We start from the raw sequence: 23,625 nt of genomic DNA, 5'->3' as shown, positions 1-23,625 counted from the left end.
AGTACCACCGTGCCCACCCCCACCGGCAGCGCCCGCATCGAGACCGTGGTCAACCTCTGCAAGCGCCGCGGCTTCGTCTTCCCGTCCGGGGAGATCTACGGCGGGACGCGGTCGGCCTGGGACTACGGCCCGCTGGGCGTGGAGCTCAAGGACAACATCAAGCGCCAGTGGTGGAAGTCGATGGTCACCGGGCGCGAGGACGTCGTCGGCCTCGACTCGAGCGTCATCCTGCCGCGCCAGGTGTGGGTGGCCTCGGGCCACGTCGACGTGTTCACCGACCCGCTGGTCGAGTGCACCAACTGCCACCGGCGCTTCCGCGCCGACCAGCTCGCCGAGGACTTCAGCGAGCGCACCGGCGGCCCGTCGCTGGAGACCGTCGACGCCGAGGGCACGGTCGGCTACGACCTGTCGACGGTGCCGTGCCCGAACTGCGGCGTGCGCGGGGAGTACACCGAGCCGCGCGAGTTCAACATGATGCTCAAGACCTACCTCGGCCCCGTGGAGTCCGAGGAAGGCCTGCACTACCTGCGGCCCGAGACCGCGCAGGGCATCTTCGTCAACTTCGCCAACGTCATGTCGGCCGCGCGCAAGAAGCCGCCGTTCGGCATCGGCCAGATCGGCAAGAGCTTCCGCAACGAGATCACGCCGGGCAACTTCATCTTCCGCACGCGCGAGTTCGAGCAGATGGAGATGGAGTTCTTCGTCGAGCCGGGCTCCGACGAGCAGTGGCACCAGTACTGGATCGACGAGCGCACCCGCTGGTACACCGACCTCGGGATCGCCGCGGACAACCTGCGGCACTACGAGCACCCCAAGGAGAAGCTCTCCCACTACTCCAAGCGCACCGTCGACGTGGAGTACCGGTTCCAGTTCAACGCCGGGCAGGAGTGGGGCGAGCTCGAGGGCATCGCGAACCGCACCGACTTCGACCTCACGACCCACACCAACCACAGCGGCGTCGACCTGAGCTACTACGACCAGGCCACCGACTCCCGCTACCGGCCCTACGTCATCGAGCCCGCCGCGGGCGTCGGCCGCCCGATGATGGCGTTCCTGCTCGAGGCCTACACCGAGGACGAGGCGCCCAACGCCAAGGGCGGCGTCGACAAGCGCACGGTGCTGCGCCTCGACCCGCGCCTCGCGCCAGTCAAGGCCGCGGTGCTGCCGCTCTCCCGCAACGCCGACCTCTCGCCGGTGGCGCGTGACCTCGCGACGACCCTGCGCAAGCACTGGAACGTCGAGTTCGACGACGCCGGCGCCATCGGCCGCCGCTACCGCCGCCAGGACGAGATCGGGACGCCGTTCTGCGTGACGGTCGACTTCGACTCGCTGAACGACCAGGCCGCGACGGTCCGGCACCGCGACGCCATGACCCAGGAGCGCGTGTCCCTCGACCAGCTCGAGTCCTACCTCGCGGCCCGGCTGATCGGCTGCTGAACCGCGCTCGCCTACGCTGGGACGGGTGAGCGACCTGAGCGAGGTGGCCGCGGTCCTGGCGCGGGGCGACGAGGCGCGGGCGGTGGTCCGCGTGCTCGACCGGCACGGGTTCGGCACCGTCGAGCCCGGCCAGCTGCTCGTCGCGGGCGCGGACGGCGCGCTCGGCGGGGAGCTGCTGCGCGGCGCGCTGGACGACCGGGCGACGACGCTGGCGACGGAGGCGCGCGACCGGCCCGAGGTCGTCGAGGCCCACGTCGCCGAGGACGCCGCCGTCGCCGCCGGGCTCGCCTGCGCGGGCGGGGCGACGCTGCTCGGCCACCCCCTCGACGCCGCGCCGGCCCGCGCGCTCGCCGAGGCCTTCGTGGCCGGGGTGCCGGCGGCGCTGGTCACGCGCGCGGACGGGTCGGCGTCGCTGGCGATCACCGGTGGGGACCTCGACGTGATCGAGGGCTCGCTGGGCTTCGCCGCCGTCGACGCGGCCGCCGCCCACGTGCGGGGCCTGCTGCGCCGGGGCGCCACGGTCACCGAGCGGGTGGTGCTCGAGGACGGCGCCGACGTGCTCGTCGACCTGTGGGTGCCGGTGCCGACGGTGGTCGTGGTCGGTGGCGGCGCGATCGCCGACGCCCTGGCGGCCCAGAGCGCGCTGCTCGGGTGGACCGCGCGGCGCGCCGACACCGTCGCCGAGGCCGACGCCGCCGTCGCCGCGTTCACCGACGCCGACGTGCTCGTCCTGCTCGACCACGACCCCGCGTTCGACGCCGTCCTGCGCACCGGCATCGCCGGGCGCGGCTTCCTCGGCGCCTTGGGCTCGCGGCGCACCCAGGCGGCGCGGCGCGAGCGCCTGCTCGCCGCCGGCGTCACCTCCGAGCAGCTCGCGCGCATCCACGGCCCCGTCGGGCTCGACCTCGGCGCCCGTACCCCGGCCGAGACCGCGGTCTCGATCGTCGGCGAGGTGCTCGCCGTGCGCAGCGGCCGTGACCCGTCGGCCCTGGGCCGGGCGGCCGGACCGATCGGCGCATGAACCGCGCCGGCCCCCGTCCCACCACCGACGACACCGGCGGCACCGCCCGCGCCGCGCTGGCCTGGGCGCCGCGGGTGGTGGTCGGCGCGATCGTCGTCGCCCTGCTGCTGGTTGGCGGCACCGCGGTGCGCGTCTGGCAGCTGGGCCGGGTGGACGAGCGCCAGCCGGTCGACATGATCGTCGTGCTCGGCGCCGCGCAGTACGACGGGCGCCCGTCGCCGGTGTTCCGCGCGCGCCTGCAGCACGCCCTCGAGCTCTACGAGGAGGGCGTCGCGCCGCGGATCGTCACCGTCGGCGGGGCCGCCGCGGGCGACGCGTTCACCGAGGCGCAGGCCGGCGAGCAGTGGCTCGTCGAGAACGGGGTGCCGGGGCAGGCGCTGCTGCCCGTCGACGAGGGCCGCGACACCTACGAGAGCTTCGAGGCGGTCGCCGCGGTCGCGGAGGCGCGCGGGTGGCGCTCGGCGGTGCTGGTCAGCGACCCGTGGCACTCGCTGCGCTCGCGCACCATGGCCGACGACGTCGGGCTCGAGGCGACGACGTCGCCGACGAAGCGCGGCCCGGTGGTGCAGACGCGCGAGACCCAGTTCCGCTACATCGTCCGCGAGACCGGGGCGTTGATCTACTACCACCTCACGCACGGGTCGCCGGACTTCTCCGACCCCGGGCTGGGCTAGCCGTGGACGCGGGGCACCGCGCGGCGCGCCTGTTCGACGAGGCGCCGAAGCCGGGCCGCGACCGCCGCTCGCCGTTCGCCCGCGACCGCGGCCGGGTGCTGCACTCCGCCGCGCTGCGCCGCCTCGCCGGCAAGACGCAGGTCGTCGGTCCCGACGAGGACGCCGCGGTCACCGGCGTGCCGCGCACCCGGCTGACGCACTCGCTCGAGGTCGCGCAGATCGGGCGCGGGATGGCCGAGGACCTCGGCGCCGACCCCGACGTCGTCGACACCGCCGGCCTCGCCCACGACATCGGCCACCCGCCCTACGGGCACAACGGCGAGCGGGCGCTGCACGCGCTGGCGGACGACTGCGGCGGTTTCGAGGGCAACGCCCAGACGCTGCGGATCCTCACGCGGCTCGAGCCGAAGGTGCTCGACGACGACCGCTGCCGCGGGCTCAACCTCACGCGCGCCGTGCTCGACGCCTGCCTGAAGTACCCGTGGGAGCGCCGGCCCGGGGTGCGCAAGTTCGGTGTCTACCCCGACGACGTCGACGTCTTCACCTGGGTCCGCGCGGGCGTGGCCGGCGACCGGCGCTGCGTCGAGGCGCAGATCATGGACTGGGCCGACGACGTCGCCTACTCGGTCCACGACCTCGAGGACGGCATCCTCGCCGGGCGCATCGTGCTCGCGTGGCTGGGCCGCGCGGCCGAGCGCGCCGAGCTCGCGGCGCTGGCCGCCGAGGCGTTCTCCACCGCCGCGCCCGCCGACCTCGAGCACGCCGCCGGGGTGCTCGCGGAACTGCCCGTGGTGCGCGCGGCCGCCGCCCACGGCGCGCACGACGGCTCGCTGGCCGCCACCGCCGCGCTCAAGCGCCTGACCAGCGAGCTCGTCGGGCGCTTCGTCACCCGCACCGTCGAGGCCACCCGGGAGGCGATCGGCGACGACGTCGTGCCGGCCGGGCACGGCGCGGACCTCGTGGTGCCCGCGGGCGTCGGCGCCGAGGTCGCGGTGCTCAAGGCGGCCGCGCTGCGCTGGGTGATGCGCGACCCCGCCCGGCTCGCGGTGCAGACGCAGCAGCGCGCGCTGGTCACCGAGCTCGTCGAGCGCCTCGCGGCCGGCGCGCCCCACGCGCTGGACCCGGCGTTCGTCCCGGCGTGGGAGGCGGCCGGCGACGACCCCGCGCGCCTGCGGGTGGTCGTCGACCAGGTCGCGGTGCTCACCGACGCCGCCGTCCCGCGGTGGTGCGCGCGCCTGCGCGAGGCGCGCTCGGTGGGCTGAGGACGCAGCGCACGGCTGAGGACGCAGCGCACGGCTGAGGACGCAGCGAACGGCGCGTTCGCTGCTCAGAGGCGCGCGAACTCCCCGTTCGCGCACCCGCCGGTCGGTCCGCGAGGATGCCCCCGTGCAGCTGATCACCGTGGACGGTCACACCCCGTCGGTCGACGCGGCGGCGTGGGTCGCGCCGGGCGCGGTCGTCGCGGGCCGCGTGACGATCGGGAAGGACACCGGCGTCTGGTACACGGCGGTGGTCCGCGCCGACACCGAGGCGGTGACGGTGGGGGAGGGGACCTCGGTGCAGGACGGCACCGTGATCCACGCCGATCCCGGGTTCCCGGCGTCGATCGGCAGCAACGTCACCGTCGGGCACCGGGCGGTCGTCCACGGGTGCACCGTCGAGGACGACTGCCTGGTCGGGATGGGCGCGGTCATCCTCAACGGGACGACCATCGGGCGCGGGTCGATCGTCGCCGCCGGTGCGGTGGTGTCGCAGGGCGTGGTGATCCCGCCGAACTCGCTGGTCGCCGGCGTGCCGGGCAAGGTGCGCCGCGAGACCACCGACGACGAGCGCTCGATGATCGCGATGAGCGCCGCGGCCTACCGCCACCTGCTGGGCCTGCACCGCGACGCCACCGGCTGAGCCACCGACCGGTCACGCCACCCGCATCTCCGTCCCGCACCACCGCGCCACGGCCGCGCGGGCCTGGTCGGCGAGCTCCGGGGTGTCCTCGCCCGCCCACGCGACGTACCCGTCGGGGCGCACCAGCAGGACGTCGGGGCGGCGCGTCGTGGGCGTCGCCCGGGTCGTGCGGACGACGGCGGCGTCGGCCACCGCCTCGGCGGCCAGCCCCAGCGCGCTCGCGTCGACGAGCACGAAGCGCCCGTCACGCAGCAGCTCGTAGAGCCGCCGGCTCCCGCACACGACGTCGGGCGCGCGCCGGCCCGTCCACGGGTGGGAGCCGCGGGCGGCGGGGTAGGCGATGCCGATGCCGGTCAGCCGTCCGAGGAGCGCGCGCCGCGCCGGCGGGACCCGCACGATCGTCCGCACCGCCGCCGACTGCAGCACCTTGCGGACCCGCGAGTAGCCGAGCACCAGGTTGGTGAACGCGTCGGTGAGCGCCAGGACCTGCGCGCCGACCCGGTGACGCTCGGTCGCGTAGCTCTCGAGCAGCCACGCCGGCGCCCACCCGTGCACCATCGCCCCGAGCTTCCACCCGAGGTTCACCGCGTCGCCGATCCCGGTGTTCATGCCCTGCCCGCCGAGCGGGGAGTGCACGTGCGCCGCGTCGCCGGCGAGCAGCACCCGCCCGACCCGGTACTGCGCGGCCTGCCGGCGCTCGCTGAGGAACCGCGTGCTCCACCGCTGCTCCAGCATCCCGAAGTCGGTCCCGGCGACGCGGACGAACGCGTCGCGCACCTCGTCCATCGGCAGCGGCTCGGTCAGCGGCACCTGCTCGCGCTGCCGGTCCCACGCGATCGCGCGGAACCAGCCGTCGCCGAACGGGATGACGATCACCGCGCCGGCCGCGCTCGTCTCGGCGAACATCGCCTCCGGCGGCGGCGCGTCGAGGCGGACGTCGGCGAGCAGGATGTGGGTCGCGTACTCGGTGCCGGTGAACGGGACGCCGAGCAGGTCACGGACCCGGCTGTGGGCGCCGTCGCAGCCCACCGCGTAGCGCGCGGTCTCCTCGGTGCCGTCGGCGAGCTGGAGGACGACGTGGAGGATGTCCTGGCGCAGACCGGTCACCTCGGCCCCGCGAACGATCACCACGCCGGCCTCGCGGGCGCGCCGTTCGAGCACCTGCTCGGTCCCGCTCTGCGGCACGATCAGCAGCATCGGGTAGCGCGAGTCGATCTCGCCGAGGTCGATCGTCGCCCCGGGCGTCGGCGAGATCGCGCGGACCGGCACGCCCCGGGGGAGCAGCTCGTCGGCCATCCCGCGGGCGTCGAGGAGCTCCAGCGTGCGCGCGTGGACGGCGAAGGCGCGGGTGGTGTTGGGCGTCTCCGTCCGCCGTTCCAGCACCCGGCAGCGCACGCCCGCCAGGGCCAGCTCGGTCGCGAGCATCAGGCCGGTCGGCCCGGCGCCGACCACGGCCACGTCGGTGGTCTCCACGGTGCTCCTCCGGTCAGGGGACGAGGTACAGCCAGGTCGCGACGACGAACAGCGCGAGCGCCGTCCACGTCGCCGCGCCGCGCAGCCAGTTGACGCGCAGCCACCGCGCGCGGGCCTCGCGCCAGTCGGCCGGGGGCTCGGCGGCGTCCCACGCGAGGATCACCGCGTAGTTGGGTTCGGCGGCGAACCGCGAGGTCAGCACGGGCCCGGCCAGGACGACGGCGAGACCGACCGCCGTGAGCACGAACGGCGCCCCGCCCGGCTCGGCCCGCAGGCCGACCAGGGCGACCACCGGCGTGAGGACCATCGCGGCGAGCAGCCCGTAGTTGGTGGGGGAACGCCGGGCGATCGGCAGGAAGCGCTGCAGCCCGTCCGCGAAGCCGGCCGCGTCCAGCCCGCCGTACACGGGGTGCAGCACCGTCGTGAGCATCAGCAGCAGCCCCGACCACAGGGCGGTGGCGACGACGGCGGCGAAGAGCCCGAGCGTGGCGAGCATCAGGCCTCCAGCACGCGGCGGGGCACGGCGAGCGCGAGCAGCGGCACCAGGAGCGAGACGGCGACGAGCAGCAGCGAGAAGGTCGCCACCGCGCCCGCCGGGACGACGACGAGCTTGAAGGAGTCGATCGCGGTGTGGACCAGGGCCGGCGCCCAGACCGTGCCGCGCCCGGTCTCGAAGAGGTACGCCAGCGGGATCGACGTCGCCGCGGCCACGGCCATCGCCCCGAGGCCCACCGCCGCGCCCGCGGTGACGAGGATCGGCAGGTGCGTCGCGGCGAGCAGCGGCATCGTCCAGGCGACGGCGGCGGCGAACGAGCGGTCCCGGCGCAGCCGGCGGAACGCGTAGCCCCGCCAGACGACCTCCTCGGCCACCCCGTGCAGGGCGAACACGCCGAGGAGCAGCCACGGCCAGCCGGGCCGCAGCGTGACCGTCGCGCCCGTGACGGCCTCGGTCAGCGGGTACACGAGCAGGACGGCCGCCGAGACCGCCGCGGCGACGCCGAGCACCCGGGCCCGCGACCGGCCGAGTCCGAGTCGGCGCAGCGCCACGCCGGCCGGGACGTCGTGGTCCACCCGCTCGACCACCACCGCCGCGACGAGGACCGCCGCGAGCAGCAGGACACCCCACCGCGCGGTCGGGTCGAGGGTCGCGACGGTCTGGAGCACACCCCAGAGCACGAGGAACCCGACCAGGAAGCGGCCCCACGCCCGGCCGCTGCGCACGACGGTGTCGGGTGCCGCCCCGTCGGGGGTCGGCGGCGCGCTCGCCGTGACCATGGCAGGACCTCCCCGCCCACTGCCGGAGGCGGCACGGTGACCCCCGGCGGCGCGGGCCGCACCACCCGCGCGGGGTGAAACCGGGCGGGCCCTACAGCGCCGCGTCGTCCTCCGCGGCGGGGTCCATGGCGTCGAGGATCAGCTGCTCGCCGTGCGCGGCGTGGCGCCGGGCCAGCTCCTCGGCGTGCGGCGCGTCGCCGCGGGCGATCGCGTCGAGGATCGCCGCGTGGTCCTCCCACACCCAGGCCGGCGAGCCGCCCTGGAGCAGGACCTCGCCCATCACCCGCTGGACGTTGCGCCACATCACCGCGGTGCTCTCGACCAGCAGCGGATTGCCCGACGCCTCGACGACGCCGCGGTGGAACGCGACGTCCGCGGAGATCATGCGGGCGAAGGCGCGCTCGGCGAAGGCCTGCTCGCCCCTCCGCACGATCCCGGTGATCTCCTCCAGCCAGGCGTCGGTGCGCCGCTCGGCGGCGAGGCGGGCGGCGTAGCCGTCGAGCAGTTCGCGCAGGTCGTAGAGGTGGCTGACGAAGTCGCGGTCCAGCGGCGCGACCTCGAGCCCGCGCCGCCCGAGCTCGCGCACGAGGCCCTGGTTGCGCAGGAGCAGCAGCGCCTGCTGCACCGGCTGGCGGGACACGTCGAAGCGCTCGGCCAGCTGCTCCTGGCGCAGCGGGGTGCCCGGCGAGAGCCGACCGGTGCAGATGTCGTCGACGATCGCCTCGAACACCTGCTCCGTGCGCGACGGAGGGGTGGGGAGCGCGGTCATGAACAGGCCCTCCCGAGCGGCTTCCGGACCGGCTCCGGGCCCGACTCCGCGAGCGGCACAGACGGCCTCCTCGGCGATCTGCCAGCAGGGACTCTCGGCCGCACAGCGTAGCGCCTCGCCGGACGGGATCGTCCCGTGACCATTGACTTCTGAATTCAGAATGCGTCACGGTGGGCGTGGGCCGCGTCACGTGGTGTGGATCACTCGAGGTGACAGGGGAGTGCCCCGCCCGGCGCGTCGTCCGCAACCGGTCCGACTCCGGACCGACTCGACGAGGAGGAGGACGGATGGCGGACTCCGCGGTGCAGGGCCCGGTGGTCGTCGCGGACCTGGTCGCGCGCTTCTTCCGCGACCACGGCGTCGACCGGGTCTTCGGCCTGCAGGGCGGTCACATCCAGCCCGTCTGGGACCGGCTCGCCCGGCTCGGCGTGCGCATCGTCGACGTCCGCGACGAGGGCTCGGCGGTGCACATGGCCCACGCCCACGCGGAGCTGACCGGCGAGACGGCGGTCGCGCTCGTGACCGCCGGGCCGGGCGTCACCAACACCGTCACCGCCGTCGCCAACGCCTCGATCAGCCGCATCCCGCTGCTCGTGCTCGGCGGCTGCCCCCCGCGCCCGCAGGCGAACATGGGCCCGCTGCAGGACATCCCGCACACCGAGATCCTCGCGCCGGTCACCCGCCTGTCGCGCACGCTGCGCCAGCACGACCAGGTGCTGCGCGAGCTCGACGAGGCCTGGGCCCGCGCGGCCGGCGACCGCGGCGAGCCCGGCCCGGTCTACGTCGAGATCCCCACCGACGTGCTGCGCCAGGAGGTCCCCCCGGCGCTGGTCACGGCCGAGCACCTGCGACCCAAGCCCCGCCGGCGCCCCCAGCCGCACCCCGACGACGTCGCCGCCGTCGCCGACCTGGTGCGGGGCGCGCAGAAGCCCGCCGTGATCTCCGGGCGGGGCGCGAGGGTCACCGACGGTCGCGAACTCGTGCGCTTCCTCGACGCCAGCGGCGCGGCCTACCTCGACACCCAGGAGTCGCGCGGCCTCGTGCCCGCCGACCACCCCGCCGGCGTCGGCTCGGCGCGCTCCGCGGTGATGCGCGACTGCGACCTGCTGATCACGGTCGGGCGCCAGCTCGACTACCAACTGGGTTTCGGCTCGCCGGCGGTGTTCCGCCACGCGAGGGTCGTGCGCATCGCCGACACGGCGAGCGAGCTGATCGACAACCGGCGCGGCGAGGTCGAGATCCTCGCCGACCCGGCCGCCGCGCTCGCCGCCGTCACGAGCGCGCTCGAGGGCCACACGCCCGACACCAGCTGGCGCGACGAGCTGCGCGCCAAGCACGAGAAGCGCTCGGCGGAGTACAAGGCGGCGATGACCGAGGCCCCGGCGGGCGCCGACGGGCGGATGCACCCCAACCGCATCTTCGCCGCCCTCGACTCTCTCGACGGAACAGCTCTCGACGGAACAGCTCTCGACGGCTCGGTGCTCGACCTCGGCGAGACGATCATGATCGCCGACGGCGGCGACCTGCTCTCGTTCGCCCGCCTCGGCATCACCCGCTGCGCCCGTTACCTCGACCCCGGTGCGTTCGGCTGCCTCGGCGTCGGGACCCCCTTCGCGATCGCGGCGTCGCTGGCGTTCCCGGACCGGCCCGTCGTCGCCGTCACCGGGGACGGGGCGTTCGGCATCACCGCGACCGACATCGACACCGCGGTCCGGCACGACGCGAAGATCGTCGTGATCGTCTCGAACAACGGCGCCTGGAACATCGAGCGCTACGACCAGCAGGAGAACTACGGGCTGGTCGTCGGCACCGAGCTCGCCTTCTCCGACTACGCGGCGCTGGGCCGCAGCCTCGGCGCCCACGGCGAGCGGGTCACCGATCCCGCCGACCTGCCCGACGTCCTGCGGCGCGCGCTGGCGAACGCGCCGGCCGTCGTCGACGTCGTCACCAGCCGCGACGCGCCCTCGCCCGACGCCGACAAGGGCCTCGGTTTCGTGCCCGACTACCAGGCCCTCACGCCGTGGAACGACGCCGAGATCGAGCGGAGGCAGCAGTGACGCGCATGGAGGACTGGCACTTCCCGGCCGCCTACGACCAGAGCTACCTGCCCGACCCGTTGTCGCCGTACTGGTTCCCGCACCGCGAGACGATGGACCCCGAGGAGCGCAACGCCGCGGTGCTCGAGCGGCTGCGCGAGGTCATGGAGTACGCCTACGCCACGTCGCCGTTCTACCGGCGCACGTGGGACGCGGTGGACCTCGAGCCTGCGGACATCACGTCGTTCGAGGCGTTCGAGCAGGTCCCGGTGGTGACCAAGGACGAGATGCGGGCGTCGCAGCACGACCACCCGCCGTTCGGCGACTACCTCTGCGTCGACGAGTCGGAGATCCACCACATCCACGGCACGTCGGGCACCACCGGCATGCCGACCGCCTTCGCCATCGGCCGGCGCGACTGGCAGGTCATCGCCGACAACCACGCCCGCATCCTGTGGGGGATGGGCGTGCGCCCCGGCGACACCGTGTTCGTCGCGGCGCTGTTCAGCCTGTACCTGGGCTCGTGGGGCGCGCTGGCCGGCGCCGAGCGCCTGCACTGCCGCAGCCTGCCGTTCGGGGCGGGCGCGCAGGGCATGACCGCCCGCGCCGTCACCTGGCTCGCCCGCACGCGGCCCAAGGCGTTCTACGCGACGCCGTCGTACGCGCTGCGCCTGGCCGAGGTCGCCGAGCAGGAGAAGATCGACCCCCGCGAGTTCGGGCTGCAGGTCATGTTCTTCTCGGGCGAGCCGGGCGCGTCGGTGCCGACGGTGCGCCGGGCGATCGAGGACGCGTTCGGCGCCACGGTGATCGACTGCGGGACGATGGCCGAGATGACGCCGTTCATGTCGGCGTCGGCCACGGCCGGGACCCCGGACGGCATGCTGCTCTGGCAGGACATCGTCTGGCACGAGGTCTGCGACCCGACCACGTTCCGGACGGTCCCGTTCGGCGCCGAGGGCACGCCGGTCTACACCCACCTCGAGCGCACGTCGCAGCCCATGATCCGGCTGGCGTCCAACGACCTCACCCGCTGGGTGATGGAGGACAACCCCTGCGGTCGGACGTACCCCAAGCTGCCCGACGGCGTGTACGGCCGGATCGACGACATGATCCACATCCGCGGGGAGAACGTGTACCCGACGGAGGTCGACAACTACCTGCGCAGCGTCGAGCACTACGGCGGCGAGCACCGGATCGTCGTGCGCCGGACCGGCTCGATGGACGAGATGATCGTCCGCGCCGAGTGCACCCTCGCCGACGGGCAGCGCGCCGAGTTCGAGCGCCGCACCGGCGCCGGCCTGCAGTCGCTCCTCGGCGTCCGCGTGACCGTCGAGTCCGTCGACGCCGACACCCTCGAGCGCGCGGAGCACAAGTCCCGCCGCGTCGTCGACGAGCGCGAGCACACCCGCCGCTGACCCGTGTGAGCGGAGTTCACGGCTATCGCCGTGATTTTCGCTCACGTACCCACACCGTCAACGCAGAGGGGAGAACGTCGTGAACAACGCCCTCGGGGAGAAGCCCGCGCCGTACGGCGCACCCGAGACGACGGCCACGCCGGGGGAGGCGGGCGGCTTCTTCGAGACCGGCCGGCCGCGCCTGGGCGGGCTGCAGGAACCGGTCCGCTTCACCGACCTGCAGGCCGCGGTGATCGATGCTGCCGCCGACACCCTCATCCCGCCGCACCCGCGGTGGCCGACCGCGAGCGAGCTCGACCTCGTGACGTTCGTCGGCCGCTACGTGACGCCCAGCGGCTACCGCACCAAGCACTTCCCCTTCGCCGAGGAGGACGCGTTCACGGCCGGCCTCGACCGGCTCGGGCAGGCGTTCGTGGACGGCTCGCCCGACGACAGGACCGCGGCGATCGCCGCGCTGGAGCAGGCCGAGGACCCGCTCTTCGAGCAGCTGCGCGCGCTCGTCTACTACGGCTACTACTCGCGCCCGGTCGTCACGCTCGCGATCAACCGCAACCTCCCCGCCGGCCGCGACTACCACGGCCCGCCGCTGCCCTACGGCTACCTGCAGACCACCGAGCCCTGGGACGAGGAGCTGCTGACCCAGGCGCAGGAGCACGGCTCCTACCTCGAGACCGACGAGGTCGTGCGCGTCGACCTCTCCCAGCTGTCCTGGACGAAGTGAGGCGACGATGGCCGCATACGAGGAGACCGACGTCCTGGTGATCGGGGCGGGCCCGGGCGGGGCCGGCATCGCGCTCAAGCTGGCCAGGGCCGGCGTCAAGGTGGTGTGCCTGGAGCAGGGACCGTGGGTCAAACCGAGCGAGCACCCGCACTACCACGACGAGTGGGAGCTGGAGAAGCAGCGCGGCTGGGCCTACGACCCCAACGTCCGGCAGCTGCCCGAGGACTATCCGGTCACCGGCACCACGACGCCCTACATGATGAACAACGTCGGCGGCTCGACCGTGCACTACGCGGGGCACTGGCCGCGCTACAAGCCCGTCGACTTCCGCAAGGGCACCGAGCACGGCCTCGAGGGGACGATCGACTGGCCGATCTCCTACGAGGACCTCGCCCCGTTCTACGACGAGAACGACGAGATCTACGGCATCTCCGGGCGCATCGGCGACCCGTCCTACCCGGACCGCAAGCAGGCCGTCCGCGACCCCGAGGTGCTGCCCGGCAAGCTCGGGCTGAAGTACGCGAAGGCGTCGCGCGACCTGGGCTGGCACTGGTGGCCGTCGGACAACGCGATCATCACCGTGCCGCGCGAGAACCGCGAGGCCGACCAGGCCATGGGCAACGAGCTCTCCGGCAGCCCGACCGGCTCGCTGTCCACGCCGGCCAACGCCCACTGGCCCTACGCCATCCGTGCCGGCGCCGACCTGCGCACCCTGGCCCGCGTCGAGACGATCAACGCCGACGGCGGGAAGGCCACCGGGGCCACGTACGTCGACCGCCTCACCGGCCGGCGCCACGAGATCCGGGCGAAGATCGTGGTGCTGGCCGCCAACGGCATCGGCTCGCCGCGCCTGCTGCTGCAGAGCGCGCAGAAGGGCCACCCCGACGGGCTGGCGAACGCGAACGGCATCGTCGGCAAGTACCTGATGCACCACGTGTTCGCGTTCTGCGATTCGTGGTTCGACGAGCCCATCGAGGGTTTCAAGGGCGCGTTCGGCGCGCCGCTCTATTCGCACGAGTTCTACCACACCGACGTCAGCCGGGGATTCGTCAACGGATTCGGCATGCAGGTCGCGCGCAGTTTCGGGCCCGCCTACGCCGCGATGGGGACGCACACCGGCTACACCGCACCGTGGGGCGCGGAGCACCGCGAGTTCTTCGACGGGCACTTCGCCAACCACCTCATGGTCTTCATGTTCGGCGAGGACCTGCCGGTGGAGTCGAACCGCGTCACGCTCGACCCGGACGTCACGGACTCCTCGGGGCTGCCGGCCGCGCACGTCGACTACGCGCTGCACCCCAACGACGTCGCGCTCGCCGAGTACGGCATCGAGAAGATCTTCGAGGCCACGCGGGCGGTCGGGGCGGTCGAGACCAACGACACCGGCGTGCTCTACCCGCCGCCCGGCTGGCACCTCATGGGCACCTGCCGGATGGGCAACACCCCCGACGACTCGGTGCTCAACAAGTGGTGCCAGACCTGGGACGTCCCGAACCTGTTCGTCGTCGACGGCAGCACGCTGACCACCGGCGCGGCGGTCAACCCGACCTCGACGATCGGGGCACTGTCGCAGCGCACGGGCGAGTACATCCTGCGCAACGTCGACCACATCACCGCGCAGCGGACGACGCCGAGCAACGCCGACGCGCCGACCATGTGACCTCCGGTCTCGTGAGCACTTTCGCGTGCCAGGGCACGCGAAAGTGCTCACGTGCGTCGGAGGCGCACCCGGACCTACCATCGCCGCGATGAGGTACACGGTCAGCGACGACGACACCGCCATCGCCCTGGGCAGTGGCGACGTGCCCGTGCTCGGCACGCCGCGGCTGATCGCGTGGCTCGAGGCGGAGACCGTGGCCGAGGCCGCCCCGCGCCTGCGCCCGGAGCAGACCACCGTCGGCGCGGCGATCCGCGTGCGGCACCGGCGTCCGACGCCGGTGGGCGGGGCCGTCGACGTCTACGCCACCCTGACCACCGACGGCGACCGGCTCACCTTCGACGTCAGCGCCATCGACGGCGACGGGCACTACGTCGCCGACGGCGAGATCGACCGGGTCGTCGTCGACCGGGCCACCTTCCACTAGCGCTCCGTCAGGGCACGATCGAGTCCACGTACCCGCCGTCGACGCGCACCGCCGCGCCCGTCGTGGCCGACGCCAGCGGCGAGGCCAGGTAGGTGACGAGGTGCGCGATCTCCTCGGGCTCGATGAGGCGCTGCAGCAGCGACTGCGGGCGGTACTCGACCATGAACCTCCGCTGCGCCTCGTCCCACGGCAGGTCGTCGCCGACGAGCTCGCGCACGAACCCCTCGACGCCCCCGGTGTGCGTGGGTCCGGCGATCACGGAGTTGACGGTGACGCCGGTGCCGGCGGCCTCCTTGGCGAAGCCCCGGGACACCGCGAGCAGGGCCGTCTTCGACATCCCGTAGTGGATCATCTCGGCGGGGATGACGACGGCCGAGTCGCTGGCGATGTCGAGCACCCGGCCCCAGCCGCGAGCGGTCATGCCGGGCAGGTAGGTGCGGATGAGGCGCGTCGCGGCGAGGACGTTGACCTCGAAGTAGCGGCGCCAGTCGTCGTCGCTGATCTCCAGCGCCGGCTGGGCGCCGAAGATGCCGAGGTTGTTGACCAGCACGTCGACGTCGGGCTCGGCGGCCGCGAGCGCCGCGGCGCCCTCGGCGGTGGTGACGTCCGCGGCGACCCCGACGACCTCGCCGCCGGTCTCCTCGCGGATCGCGGCCACGGCCTCGTCCACCCGCTCCTGGGCGCGGCCGTTGACGACCACCCGCGCACCGGCGCGGGCGAGGTCGACGGCGATCGCCCGCCCGATGCCCCCGGTCGAGCCCGTGACCAGCGCGGTCCGTCCGGACAGGTCGAGCTGCATGCTGGTGCCTCCTCGGCGTCGCTGACGTGCTGGGGGAGCAACGGGGCGAGGCGCGCCGAGCTTCCCCACACGTCCCCGCGTCGTCCCCACCTCGTGGAGCGAGGGACGCCCTGGCTGCGTGGGACGCAGCGAGGGACGCCCTCGCTGCCACCCCCGGACCACCCCGCGCCGGTGTCGCCGTCGGGACATCCGCCGTCCGGGCCGGAGCGCGGCGGCGGCGTCCTAGACTGGGGCCATGGCGGGGCGCATCCGGGACGCGGACATCGCGGAGGTGCGCGACCGCAACCGGGTGGACGAGGTCATCGGCGAGTACGTCGCGCTGCGCCGGGCGAGCGCGGGGTCGGTGAAGGGCCTCTGCCCGTTCCACGACGAGAAGACGCCGTCGTTCAACGTCCGCCCCACCCACGGGACGTTCCACTGCTTCGGCTGCGGCGAGGGCGGCAGCGTCATCGACTTCATCATGAAGATCGAGCAGCTGGGCTTCGTCGAGGCCGTGGAGAAGCTCGCGGACCGTGTCGGCTACCGCCTGACCTACGAGGGCGGCGGGTCGAGCGTCCAGAAGGACCGCGGCACGCGCAGCCGCCTGCTCGCGGCCAACAAGCTCGCCGCCGAGTTCTACGCCGAGCAGCTGCGCGCCCCGGGCGAGGCGCAGAAGGCCCGCGAGTTCCTCGCCGAGCGCGGCTTCGACCAGGCCGCCGCCGAGGACTTCGGCTGCGGGTTCGCGCCGTCGGGGTGGGACCGGCTCACCAAGCACCTGCTCGCCCAGGGCTACACGCTCGAGGAGCTCGAGAAGGCGGGGCTCTCGCGGCCGGGCCAGCGCGGCTACATGGACCGGTTCCACCGGCGGCTGCTCTGGCCGATCCGCGACCTCGGCGGCGACGTCGTCGGCTTCGGCGCGCGCCGGCTGTTCGACGACGACCGCATCGAGGCCAAGTACCTCAACACCCCCGAGACGCCCGTCTACCACAAGTCGAAGGTGCTCTTCGGGCTCGACAAGGCCAAGCGGGAGATCGCGAAGACCCGCCAGGCGGTGATCGTCGAGGGCTACACCGACGTCATGGCCATGCACCTCGCCGGCGTGAGGACCGCCGTCGCGAGCTGTGGCACCGCGTTCGGTGACGACCACGTCGCGGTGCTGCGCCGCCTGCTGATGGACGACTCGTTCGACCGCGGCGAGGTCATCTACGTCTTCGACGGCGACGCCGCCGGACAGGCCGCCGCGCGCAAGGCGTTCGAGGGCGACCAGCAGTTCGCCACCCAGACCTACATCGCCGTCGCCCCCGACGACATGGACCCCTGCGACCTGCGGCAGCGCCGCGGCGAGATCGCGCTGCGCGACCTGGTCGCCCAGCGGGCGCCGCTGTTCAGCTTCATCATCCGGGCGATCCTCGACGAGCACGACCTCGGCACCGTCGAGGGCCAGGTCGCGGCGCTGCAGCGCGCCGTCCCCGAGGTCGCCCGCATCCGCCGCGAGGACCTCCGCGACGGCTACGCCCGCCGGCTCGCGGGCTGGGTCGGGTGGACCGACGAGGCGCAGGTGGTGCGCCGGGTGCGCGAGACGGCGGGTGCGCCGGTCGACGCCCCCGCCCGCCGGGCGCCGCGCAAGCCGCAGGGCCGGGGCACCGACGGGCCCGCGCTGCCCGGCCGCGACGACCCGCGCCTGCGCGTGCAGCGCGAGGTGCTCAAGGCCGCGCTGCAGGCGCCGGCCCTCGCCGGCCCGCTGTACGACTCGCTGCCCGAGGACGCGTTCTCGAACGAGGCCTACCTCGCGGTGCACCGGGCGGTGCTCGCCGCCGGGGGGACGTCGGCGGGGTGGTCGGGCTCGGCGTGGATCTCCGCCGTCGGCGCCGAGGTGCCGAGCGGCTACCGGTCGCTGGTCCACGAGCTCGCCGTCGAACCGCTCCAGACCCGCGAGCCCGACGAGCACCGCTACATCACCTCGATGATGAGCGCGCTGCAGGGCACGCTCGTCGAGCGCCAGGTCTCGGAGATCAAGTCGCGGCTGCAGCGGCTCTCGCCGATCGGCGACGCCGACGAGTACCACGAGCTCTACGGCGACCTCGTCGCCCTCGAGCAGTACAAGAAGGCCCTGCGCGACCAGGCGACCGGGGCGGTCTCCCTGTGAGCGGCGTGCGCGACCGGCTCACCGCCCTGCTCACGGGACGCGAGCCGGTGCCCGAGGGCTTTGCGGGCACGCTCGACGAGGGCGAGCGGGTGATCGCCGACGGTCGCGGTCCGCGCGGCTCGATCGTGCTCGCCACCGACCTGGGGCTCTGGCTGCCGCCCGCGGCGTCGGGGGAGGGCGCGCACCGGGTCGCCTGGCACCTCGTCACGAAGGCGACGTGGGCGTCCGGGGCGCTCGAGGTGATCGAGGCCGACGAGGTCGAGGACCTCGCGGGCGGGGTGGTCCTGCTCGCCGACCGCGCCGCCCGCCGCGTCCCGCTGACCACCCCCGGCAGGCTCCCCGAGACCGTGCACCGCCGCGTCACCGAGGCGGTCAAGGACAGCCAGCACCACGACCTCGGCGACGGCGGGGCCTGGTTCGTGCAGCGCCGCGTGCCCGGCGCCGGGATCGTGCTGCACGTGCGCCCCGACCCCGGCACCGACCCGGAGGTCGTGCGCACCGTCGCCGCGGGGGTGGGGGAGAAGCTGCGGGACGCGGGTCAGACCGGCCGGCCGTGACCCTCACCTGGGACCCGGCGCTCTACCGCCGCCACGACGACCACCGGGCCCGCCCGTTCCTCGACCTCGTCGCCCGGATCGGCGCGAGCGCGCCGCGCGAGGTCGTCGACCTCGGCTGCGGCCCCGGGCACCTGACGGGCCTGCTCGCGCAGCGCTGGCCGCGGGCGCGGGTGCGAGCGTCGGACGCGTCGCCGGACATGGTCGCCGCGGCGCGCGCGCACGGGGTGGACGCCGAGCTCGCCGACGTCCGCGGTTTCGCGCCGGGCCCGGACACCGACGTCGTGGTCACCAACGCGGTGCTGCACTGGGTGCCCGAGCACCGCGAGCTCCTGACGCGCTGGGCCGGGGAGCTTCCCACGGGTGGCTGGCTCGCGGTGCAGGTGCCGGGCAACGAGCGCTCGCCGTCGCACACGATCCCGCGCGAGCTCCTGGCGAGCCCGGCGTGGGCCGGCCTCGTCCCGGAGGGCCTGCCCGGGTACGGCGTCGGCGAGCCTGCGGAGTACGCGCGGCTGCTGGCGGCCGCGCGTCCCGGCGGTGTCGTCGACTGCTGGGAGACGACGTACCTGCACCCGCTGACCGGGGACGACCCGGTCGGCGACTGGATCGCGGGCACCACCCTGCGCCCGGTGCGCGACGCGCTCGACGACGCCGGGTGGGAGCGCCTGCGCGCGGAGCTCGCGCCCCGCCTGCGCGACGCCTACCCGCCCGACGACGCCGGCGTCACCTGGTTCGGGTTCCGGCGCGTCTTCGCGGTGCTCGGCGCCTGACCTACCGGCCGGTGCCGTTCGTGGTCGACCGGCCGGGCGCCGAGGGCCCGCCGCCGGCGGGGCCGCCCGCCGCGCCGCCGGACGGCGCCACCCGCTCGCGGGCCATGGCCACACCGGTCTGGACGGCCTCGCCGGCCTTCGCGCGGGCCACGCCAGCCGCCCCCTGGACGCTCGGGTGGTCGGCGACGCGGCGGTAGGCGCGCGAGAGCTGCTCGTAGCGCTCGCGCCCGGCCCGCGTGCCGAGCACGTAGCCCACACCGGCACCCAGCAGGAACGGGATCATCATCAGGCGTTCTCCTCCGCGACGTCTCGTGCGGGCCCATCCTGCCCCACCCCGCGGGGAAAGGCGGTGAGCCCCGTGCGGTAACGTGTACCCCGTCCGGCCGCCGGTGCCGGGCGTCGGCAGTCCTCCGTAGCTCAATCGGCAGAGCATTCGACTGTTAATCGAAGGGTTACTGGTTCGAGTCCAGTCGGAGGAGCCCTCTCCCCAGGTCGCGGCATTCTCGACCGGGTGTGACCCCGTTCTCAGCGACGGTCGTGCGGTGCGCGGCGCTGGTTTTCGGCGCGCCGCGCCGCGGCCTCCTCGGTGAGCCAGCGCGCCACGTCGACCAGGCGGATGTTGGTCTCCTGCGAGGAGCTGACGAGCATCTGGAACGCCTCGTCGTCGTCGACGGTGAAGCGCTCCATGAGGATGCCCTTGGCCTGCCCGATCGTGTCCCGGCTCTCCAGCGCGTGGCCGAGGTGGGCGGCGTGGTCCGCGCCGTGCAGCAGCACCGCCGCCTGGAGGCCGAACAGCCCGGCGGTGAGCTGCGCCGAGGTGTCGAACACGCCCGGGTCGTGGCTGTAGATGTTCAGTGCCGAGCGGCGCTCGCCGTGCAGGGACAGCTGCACCGACATCAGCGAGCGGTGCCCGGCCCGCACGCAGCGCGGGGCGAACTCCGGCCAGCGTGCGGCGTCGTCGCCGGCGAGGTCGGTGGCCGTCACGACCCCGGTCTCGGGCGGGTCGTCCGCGGCCGTGATGCAGGGGCCCTGGCCGAGGTCGGACTGGAGCTGGTCGAGCTCGTAGATCCGTTCGTCGGTCGCGTGGCTCGAGCGCACCGTGCCCAGCTCGGTGCGGGAGATGCCGCCGCCGGAGGCCCCGGGGATGGTGGTGACCGCCGCGTGCACGAGCTTCGAGACCGTCGTCTCGAGGTCGCGGATGCTGCGGTTCTCGGTGAGCTGCTCCGCGGCCTGCCGCAGCGCCTTGACCAGCGTCTCGTGATCCGGGTCGTACACGGTACGGATGTCCTCACCTCGGGGGCGAGCGGCCACGGCCCTGGGGCACGTGCGCGCCGGGCGGGCCGGAGGGTCGACCTGTGACCCGACCGTACATCTTGTGCGTTGACTGTCCATCCCGAGTTCGGCGCCGGCGAGGGGCCGGGCCCCACCGGGTCGAGTGAATCCGTCCCCGTGTCGAGTGAAGCTGGGCGCGCGGCCCTGGTGCCGGCCACCCGGCGTCGGCCACGCTCTGCTCCGAGCCGGTGACGACGTCCCGGCGGTCCGGTGCCCCGGGGGGCACCGACGGCGAGATGGTGGGCCGGACCAGGCAGCTGGGGAGCGGGCCCTCCGGCCCACCATCATCGCGACACCGTCCGCGCTGCTCAGCGGGTCGTGGTGGTCGTGGTGGGCGCCGGCGTCGTGGTCGGGACCGGCCCGGTGGTCGTGGTGGTGGTCGGCGTCGCCGGCGGCGTCGTCGATGGGGTCGTGGTCGTGCTCACGGTGGTGCCGGAGCACGTCACGGGCTTCTGCACCGGCGCGCTCGGCGCGCTGGTCCAGCTGCCGGCGCTCGCGGTGACGCGGACGGTGATGGGCGTCAGCGTCGACGTGGTGGTCAGCGTCGTGGACGTGCCGCTCACGGTCTTCGGCGGCGGTGCGCCGATGCCGAGCGGCCGGGTCGACTCCACCGTGTACTGGCCCGCGCCGCTGACCGCGTTCCAGCTCACGGGGATGGTCGCCGTGGTGACGAGCCCGCTCGTGGTGCACGTGACCGTGCCGATCGCGACGCCGGTCGGGACCTCGATCTGCCCGGCCCGGGCCGTCGCGGTGCCGGTGTTCGTGGTCTGCCAGCCCGCGGTCGCCACGCCGCCGCCCGCGAGCAGCAGCGTGACGACCACGGCGGCGAGGAGGCCGCGCCGGCTCATGCGCTCGTGATCGCGACGGTCACGGGGATGGCGAAGGTCGCGTTCTGGCATCCGGTCTCCGAGGCGCTGGTCATCGACGCCGCGCCCGCGAGCGTCAGCGTCGCCGACCCGGTGGCGGGGATCGCGGTCCCCGGCGAGGCCGCGGTGAGGCTGACGCCGGTGGTCGCGCACGTCCCCACCCCGCCGGCCGCCGTCGGGGCGCCGTTGGGGGCGACCGAGGTGACCCTGACGGGGTAGACGTTCGGGTTGTTGACGGTGATCTTCACGTCGCCGCTGGTGCCCGGGTAGAGCAGGTTCGTGGTGAACGCCGTGCCGGGCACCACGGTCGTCGTCGGCGGCAGGGCCTGGCCGGCCCGCGACGACGCCGTGCCGCCGCCGCTCGACAGCCAGGCCGCCGAGGCGAGCCCGGCGCCCAGCAGCACGGCGACGCCGACGACGCCGACGGTCGGCAGGCGTCGTGCCCACCACCGCCACGAGACCCGTCGCCCGGACGACCAGCGGGCGCGTCCGAGGGGGGACACCTACTGCGCCGCGGAGGCCAGGCTCGCGGTGAGCGGCAGCACGAACGTCTGGTTCTGGCAGGCGTTGTCCGGGTTGGCGATCATCTTCGCCTGCAGCGTGTACGTGCCGGTGGCGCCCGGGGCGATGGTGCCGGCCGGGTTGGTCAGGCCGGTGGTGGTGACGGTGCCGGCGGGGCAGTTGCCGCTCGTGGCGTTCGAGCTGCCCGGCGACACCGAGGCCACGGTCACCGGGTACTGGTTCGGGTTGTTGATCGTGACGGTCGCCGTCGTCGTCGCCCCGGGGTAGAGGCCCGTGGCGCCGGTCGTGGGCGTGATCGTCGAGTTGACGGCCTGGGTCGAGCTGCCCTCGGCCGTGCCGGCCCCGCTGGACAGCCACGCGGCGAGCGCGACACCCGCGACGCAGGCGAGCGCGATCCCCCCGACGACGGCGCCGAGACGCCTCTTGGTCTTCGTTTCCACGTCATCGCTCCTTGTGCCGGACGTCGGTCGTTCCCGACGTTCCGCACCGGAGGTAGTCCGTACGGCCTAGTGGCCAATCGGCGAAACGCCTTACTTCACCGGATCGGTGCGCGTGCCGCGGCGACCCGCACCGTTCGGGCGACGCTGCACCCTGTACAGCCGCTGCGCTCCGCGCACACCCTTGAACTTGCGAGGTGCGGCCGTCCGGAAGCGGAGGGGCTCGACCCCGTCCGGCTCCCCGTCCTGCGCCGCGGCGAGGACGGCGTCGTGGACGGCCGCGGTCACCGTCACCTCGCCGGGGCGCGCGGTCTCGGTGACGCGGCTGGCGAGGTTGACCGGCGGCCCGAACCAGTCGCCCGCGCGCGGCACCGCGATGCCCCGGGCGACGCCCACCCGCAGCGCCGGGCGCCCGTCGTCGGGGGCCGACCACGCCTCGACGAGTGCGACGGCGGCGTGGACCAGCGCGGTCGGGTCGGGGGAGACGAGCATGACCGCGTCGCCGATGACCTTGGCCAGCCGGACCGGTGAGGAGGCCACCTCGGTCGCGCACGCCGAGAGCATCTCGGCGACCTCGCTCAGCTCGACCGCGGAGACGGACTCGCCGAGGTCGGTGAACCCGACGAGGTCGGCGAAGCAGACGGTGACGTCCTGCGCGCCCTGCAGCCGGCCCGCGCTCGACTCCTCGACGGCCAGCGCGTGCGAGCGGATGCGGTCGGCGAGGGCGGCGGCCACGAGGTGGACGAGGTGCAGCGAGTCCTCCTCGACGATGCGCCGGGCCTCGGCGGCGTAGCGCAGCGCCACCTCCGGCTCGGGCTCCCCGGGGCGCAGGAGGGCCTCGCCGAGCAGCCCGCCGAGGGCGTCGGCGATGTTGAGCACGCCTCGACCGATCGCCCGGACGACCGGCATCATCTCCTCGTCGCTGAAGCCCAGGCCGCGGTAGCGGTGGATCCGCTCGGCGATCTCGACGTCCTCGTCGGTGTAGATCGGGTCGTCGGGGTCGGGCGCGAGCGGGCGGCCCAGGGCCTGGAACCAGCGTCGGACGACGTCGATGTCGACGTCGGTGAGGCGGCAGACGTCGGTGAGCGAGTGCCCGTCCTCGGGTCGCAGCGTGCGCTCGAGCAGCAGCAGCCCGAGGCGGTCGCGCTCGATCGCGTCGCGCATGGTGTCGAACGCGACCCCGTCCGCGGCGAGCGACTCCAGCACCGAGACCCGCGTGCGCCGCGCGTCGCCGGTGAGCCCGTCGAGGAGCCCGGCCCGCTCGTAGTCGCCCTCGGCCATGACCGAACGGATGCGCGCCGGCAGCGGCAGTGACGGGCGGTGGCGCGGCGGCACCCGGCTCATGGTGCCAGCGCGACCCCGACCCGACATCTCCTGCTCGCCGTGGGAGACGGCTCACGACGGCTCGGCCGG

Annotated in this window: 24 protein-coding genes and 1 tRNA gene; 15 read left to right on the top strand and 10 right to left on the bottom strand. The window is 74.3% G+C overall.

Annotation, left to right across the window (positions count from 1 at the left end; translation table 11 throughout):
* Positions 1 to 9 precede the first annotated feature (9 nt).
* The 5 genes from PH190_RS13345 to PH190_RS13325 all read left to right on the top strand — a co-directional run bounded on the left by PH190_RS13345 (position 10) and on the right by PH190_RS13325 (position 5,034).
* Entirely contained in the window at positions 10 to 1,437 is a 1,428-nt protein-coding gene (locus PH190_RS13345; RefSeq protein WP_274232005.1) for a glycine--tRNA ligase, read from the top strand.
* Positions 1,438 to 1,462: 25 nt separating this feature from the next.
* On the top strand, positions 1,463 to 2,458 hold the full coding sequence (locus tag PH190_RS13340; protein ID WP_274232004.1) for an XdhC family protein: 996 nt from the start codon (positions 1,463 to 1,465) through the stop codon (positions 2,456 to 2,458).
* Positions 2,455 to 3,132, top strand: coding sequence for a YdcF family protein (locus PH190_RS13335; RefSeq protein ID WP_274232003.1), 678 nt, complete (start codon positions 2,455 to 2,457; stop codon positions 3,130 to 3,132). The genes PH190_RS13340 and PH190_RS13335 overlap by 4 nt, the downstream gene beginning before the upstream one ends.
* A gap of 2 nt (positions 3,133 to 3,134) precedes the next feature.
* A complete protein-coding gene (locus PH190_RS13330; protein ID WP_420791645.1) occupies positions 3,135 to 4,394 on the top strand; it encodes a deoxyguanosinetriphosphate triphosphohydrolase in 1,260 nt (419 codons plus the stop codon).
* A 124-nt stretch (positions 4,395 to 4,518) separates the two neighbouring features.
* A complete protein-coding gene (locus PH190_RS13325) occupies positions 4,519 to 5,034 on the top strand; it encodes a gamma carbonic anhydrase family protein (protein ID WP_274232002.1) in 516 nt (171 codons plus the stop codon).
* 12 nt (positions 5,035 to 5,046) lie between these two features.
* On the opposite strand, the gene PH190_RS13320 is transcribed toward PH190_RS13325, so the two are convergent.
* The 4 genes from PH190_RS13320 to PH190_RS13305 all read right to left on the bottom strand — a co-directional run bounded on the left by PH190_RS13320 (position 5,047) and on the right by PH190_RS13305 (position 8,551).
* Entirely contained in the window at positions 5,047 to 6,507 is a 1,461-nt protein-coding gene (locus PH190_RS13320; protein WP_274232001.1) for an FAD-dependent monooxygenase, read from the bottom strand.
* A gap of 13 nt (positions 6,508 to 6,520) precedes the next feature.
* Positions 6,521 to 7,003, bottom strand: coding sequence for an anthrone oxygenase family protein (locus PH190_RS13315; protein ID WP_274232000.1), 483 nt, complete (start codon positions 7,001 to 7,003; stop codon positions 6,521 to 6,523).
* Positions 7,003 to 7,782, bottom strand: a complete 780-nt coding sequence (locus tag PH190_RS13310; protein WP_274231999.1) for a CPBP family intramembrane glutamic endopeptidase — start codon at positions 7,780 to 7,782, stop codon at positions 7,003 to 7,005. Before PH190_RS13310 ends, PH190_RS13315 begins: the two co-directional genes overlap by 1 nt.
* A gap of 91 nt (positions 7,783 to 7,873) precedes the next feature.
* A complete protein-coding gene (locus PH190_RS13305; RefSeq protein ID WP_274231998.1) occupies positions 7,874 to 8,551 on the bottom strand; it encodes a GntR family transcriptional regulator in 678 nt (225 codons plus the stop codon).
* Positions 8,552 to 8,838: 287 nt separating this feature from the next.
* Between PH190_RS13305 and PH190_RS13300 the strand changes: the two genes are divergently transcribed.
* The 5 genes from PH190_RS13300 to PH190_RS13280 all read left to right on the top strand — a co-directional run bounded on the left by PH190_RS13300 (position 8,839) and on the right by PH190_RS13280 (position 14,807).
* Positions 8,839 to 10,608, top strand: coding sequence for a thiamine pyrophosphate-binding protein (locus PH190_RS13300; protein ID WP_274231997.1), 1,770 nt, complete (start codon positions 8,839 to 8,841; stop codon positions 10,606 to 10,608).
* A 5-nt stretch (positions 10,609 to 10,613) separates the two neighbouring features.
* Positions 10,614 to 12,002, top strand: coding sequence for a phenylacetate--CoA ligase family protein (locus PH190_RS13295; RefSeq protein ID WP_274232098.1), 1,389 nt, complete (start codon positions 10,614 to 10,616; stop codon positions 12,000 to 12,002).
* A gap of 79 nt (positions 12,003 to 12,081) precedes the next feature.
* Positions 12,082 to 12,723, top strand: a complete 642-nt coding sequence (locus PH190_RS13290) for a gluconate 2-dehydrogenase subunit 3 family protein (RefSeq protein ID WP_274231996.1) — start codon at positions 12,082 to 12,084, stop codon at positions 12,721 to 12,723.
* A 7-nt stretch (positions 12,724 to 12,730) separates the two neighbouring features.
* The gene (locus PH190_RS13285; RefSeq protein WP_274231995.1) at positions 12,731 to 14,383 is read left to right on the top strand and encodes a GMC family oxidoreductase; all 1,653 of its coding nucleotides are present in this window, start codon (positions 12,731 to 12,733) and stop codon (positions 14,381 to 14,383) included.
* Between the two features lie 88 nt (positions 14,384 to 14,471).
* Positions 14,472 to 14,807: a thioesterase family protein gene (locus PH190_RS13280; RefSeq protein WP_274231994.1), complete on the top strand. Its 336-nt coding sequence runs from the start codon at positions 14,472 to 14,474 to the stop codon at positions 14,805 to 14,807.
* 7 nt (positions 14,808 to 14,814) lie between these two features.
* Here PH190_RS13280 and PH190_RS13275 read toward each other — a convergent pair whose 3' ends face one another.
* The gene (locus PH190_RS13275) at positions 14,815 to 15,606 is read right to left on the bottom strand and encodes an SDR family NAD(P)-dependent oxidoreductase (RefSeq protein ID WP_274231993.1); all 792 of its coding nucleotides are present in this window, start codon (positions 15,604 to 15,606) and stop codon (positions 14,815 to 14,817) included.
* 235 nt (positions 15,607 to 15,841) lie between these two features.
* On the opposite strand from PH190_RS13275, the gene dnaG reads away from it, so the two are divergent.
* The 3 genes from dnaG to PH190_RS13260 are packed head-to-tail and all read left to right on the top strand — an operon-like array spanning position 15,842 to position 19,055.
* Positions 15,842 to 17,731: a DNA primase gene (gene dnaG, locus PH190_RS13270; RefSeq protein ID WP_274231992.1), complete on the top strand. Its 1,890-nt coding sequence runs from the start codon at positions 15,842 to 15,844 to the stop codon at positions 17,729 to 17,731.
* Positions 17,728 to 18,288: a hypothetical protein gene (locus tag PH190_RS13265; RefSeq protein ID WP_274231991.1), complete on the top strand. Its 561-nt coding sequence runs from the start codon at positions 17,728 to 17,730 to the stop codon at positions 18,286 to 18,288. The genes dnaG and PH190_RS13265 overlap by 4 nt, the downstream gene beginning before the upstream one ends.
* Entirely contained in the window at positions 18,285 to 19,055 is a 771-nt protein-coding gene (locus PH190_RS13260; RefSeq protein ID WP_274231990.1) for a trans-aconitate 2-methyltransferase, read from the top strand. Before PH190_RS13265 ends, PH190_RS13260 begins: the two co-directional genes overlap by 4 nt.
* Position 19,056: 1 nt before the next feature.
* Here PH190_RS13260 and PH190_RS13255 read toward each other — a convergent pair whose 3' ends face one another.
* On the bottom strand, positions 19,057 to 19,341 hold the full coding sequence (locus PH190_RS13255; protein WP_274231989.1) for a hypothetical protein: 285 nt from the start codon (positions 19,339 to 19,341) through the stop codon (positions 19,057 to 19,059).
* A gap of 120 nt (positions 19,342 to 19,461) precedes the next feature.
* On the opposite strand from PH190_RS13255, the gene PH190_RS13250 reads away from it, so the two are divergent.
* Positions 19,462 to 19,534: transfer RNA gene (locus PH190_RS13250), tRNA-Asn, on the top strand.
* 46 nt (positions 19,535 to 19,580) lie between these two features.
* Here the strand turns inward: PH190_RS13250 and PH190_RS13245 are convergent.
* Positions 19,581 to 20,330: a GAF and ANTAR domain-containing protein gene (locus tag PH190_RS13245; RefSeq protein ID WP_274231988.1), complete on the bottom strand. Its 750-nt coding sequence runs from the start codon at positions 20,328 to 20,330 to the stop codon at positions 19,581 to 19,583.
* A 375-nt stretch (positions 20,331 to 20,705) separates the two neighbouring features.
* Between PH190_RS13245 and PH190_RS13240 the strand changes: the two genes are divergently transcribed.
* Positions 20,706 to 21,245 (top strand): hypothetical protein, encoded by a 540-nt coding sequence (locus PH190_RS13240; RefSeq protein ID WP_274231987.1) that lies wholly within the window; start codon positions 20,706 to 20,708, stop codon positions 21,243 to 21,245.
* Here the strand turns inward: PH190_RS13240 and PH190_RS13235 are convergent.
* The 3 genes from PH190_RS13235 to PH190_RS13225 all read right to left on the bottom strand — a co-directional run bounded on the left by PH190_RS13235 (position 21,232) and on the right by PH190_RS13225 (position 23,556).
* A complete protein-coding gene (locus tag PH190_RS13235; protein WP_274231986.1) occupies positions 21,232 to 21,756 on the bottom strand; it encodes a hypothetical protein in 525 nt (174 codons plus the stop codon). The genes PH190_RS13240 and PH190_RS13235 overlap by 14 nt on opposite strands.
* Positions 21,757 to 22,215, bottom strand: a complete 459-nt coding sequence (locus PH190_RS13230) for a hypothetical protein (protein ID WP_274231985.1) — start codon at positions 22,213 to 22,215, stop codon at positions 21,757 to 21,759.
* 90 nt (positions 22,216 to 22,305) lie between these two features.
* Positions 22,306 to 23,556, bottom strand: coding sequence for an adenylate/guanylate cyclase domain-containing protein (locus PH190_RS13225; RefSeq protein ID WP_274231984.1), 1,251 nt, complete (start codon positions 23,554 to 23,556; stop codon positions 22,306 to 22,308).
* Between the last annotated feature and the right edge of the window lie 69 nt (positions 23,557 to 23,625).

Source organism: Actinomycetospora straminea (genome assembly GCF_028737255.1).
GTDB lineage: Bacteria > Actinomycetota > Actinomycetes > Mycobacteriales > Pseudonocardiaceae > Actinomycetospora > Actinomycetospora straminea.
Note: the sequence above shows the minus strand (reverse complement) of the source record. Positions and strands in the feature narration are given on the sequence as shown.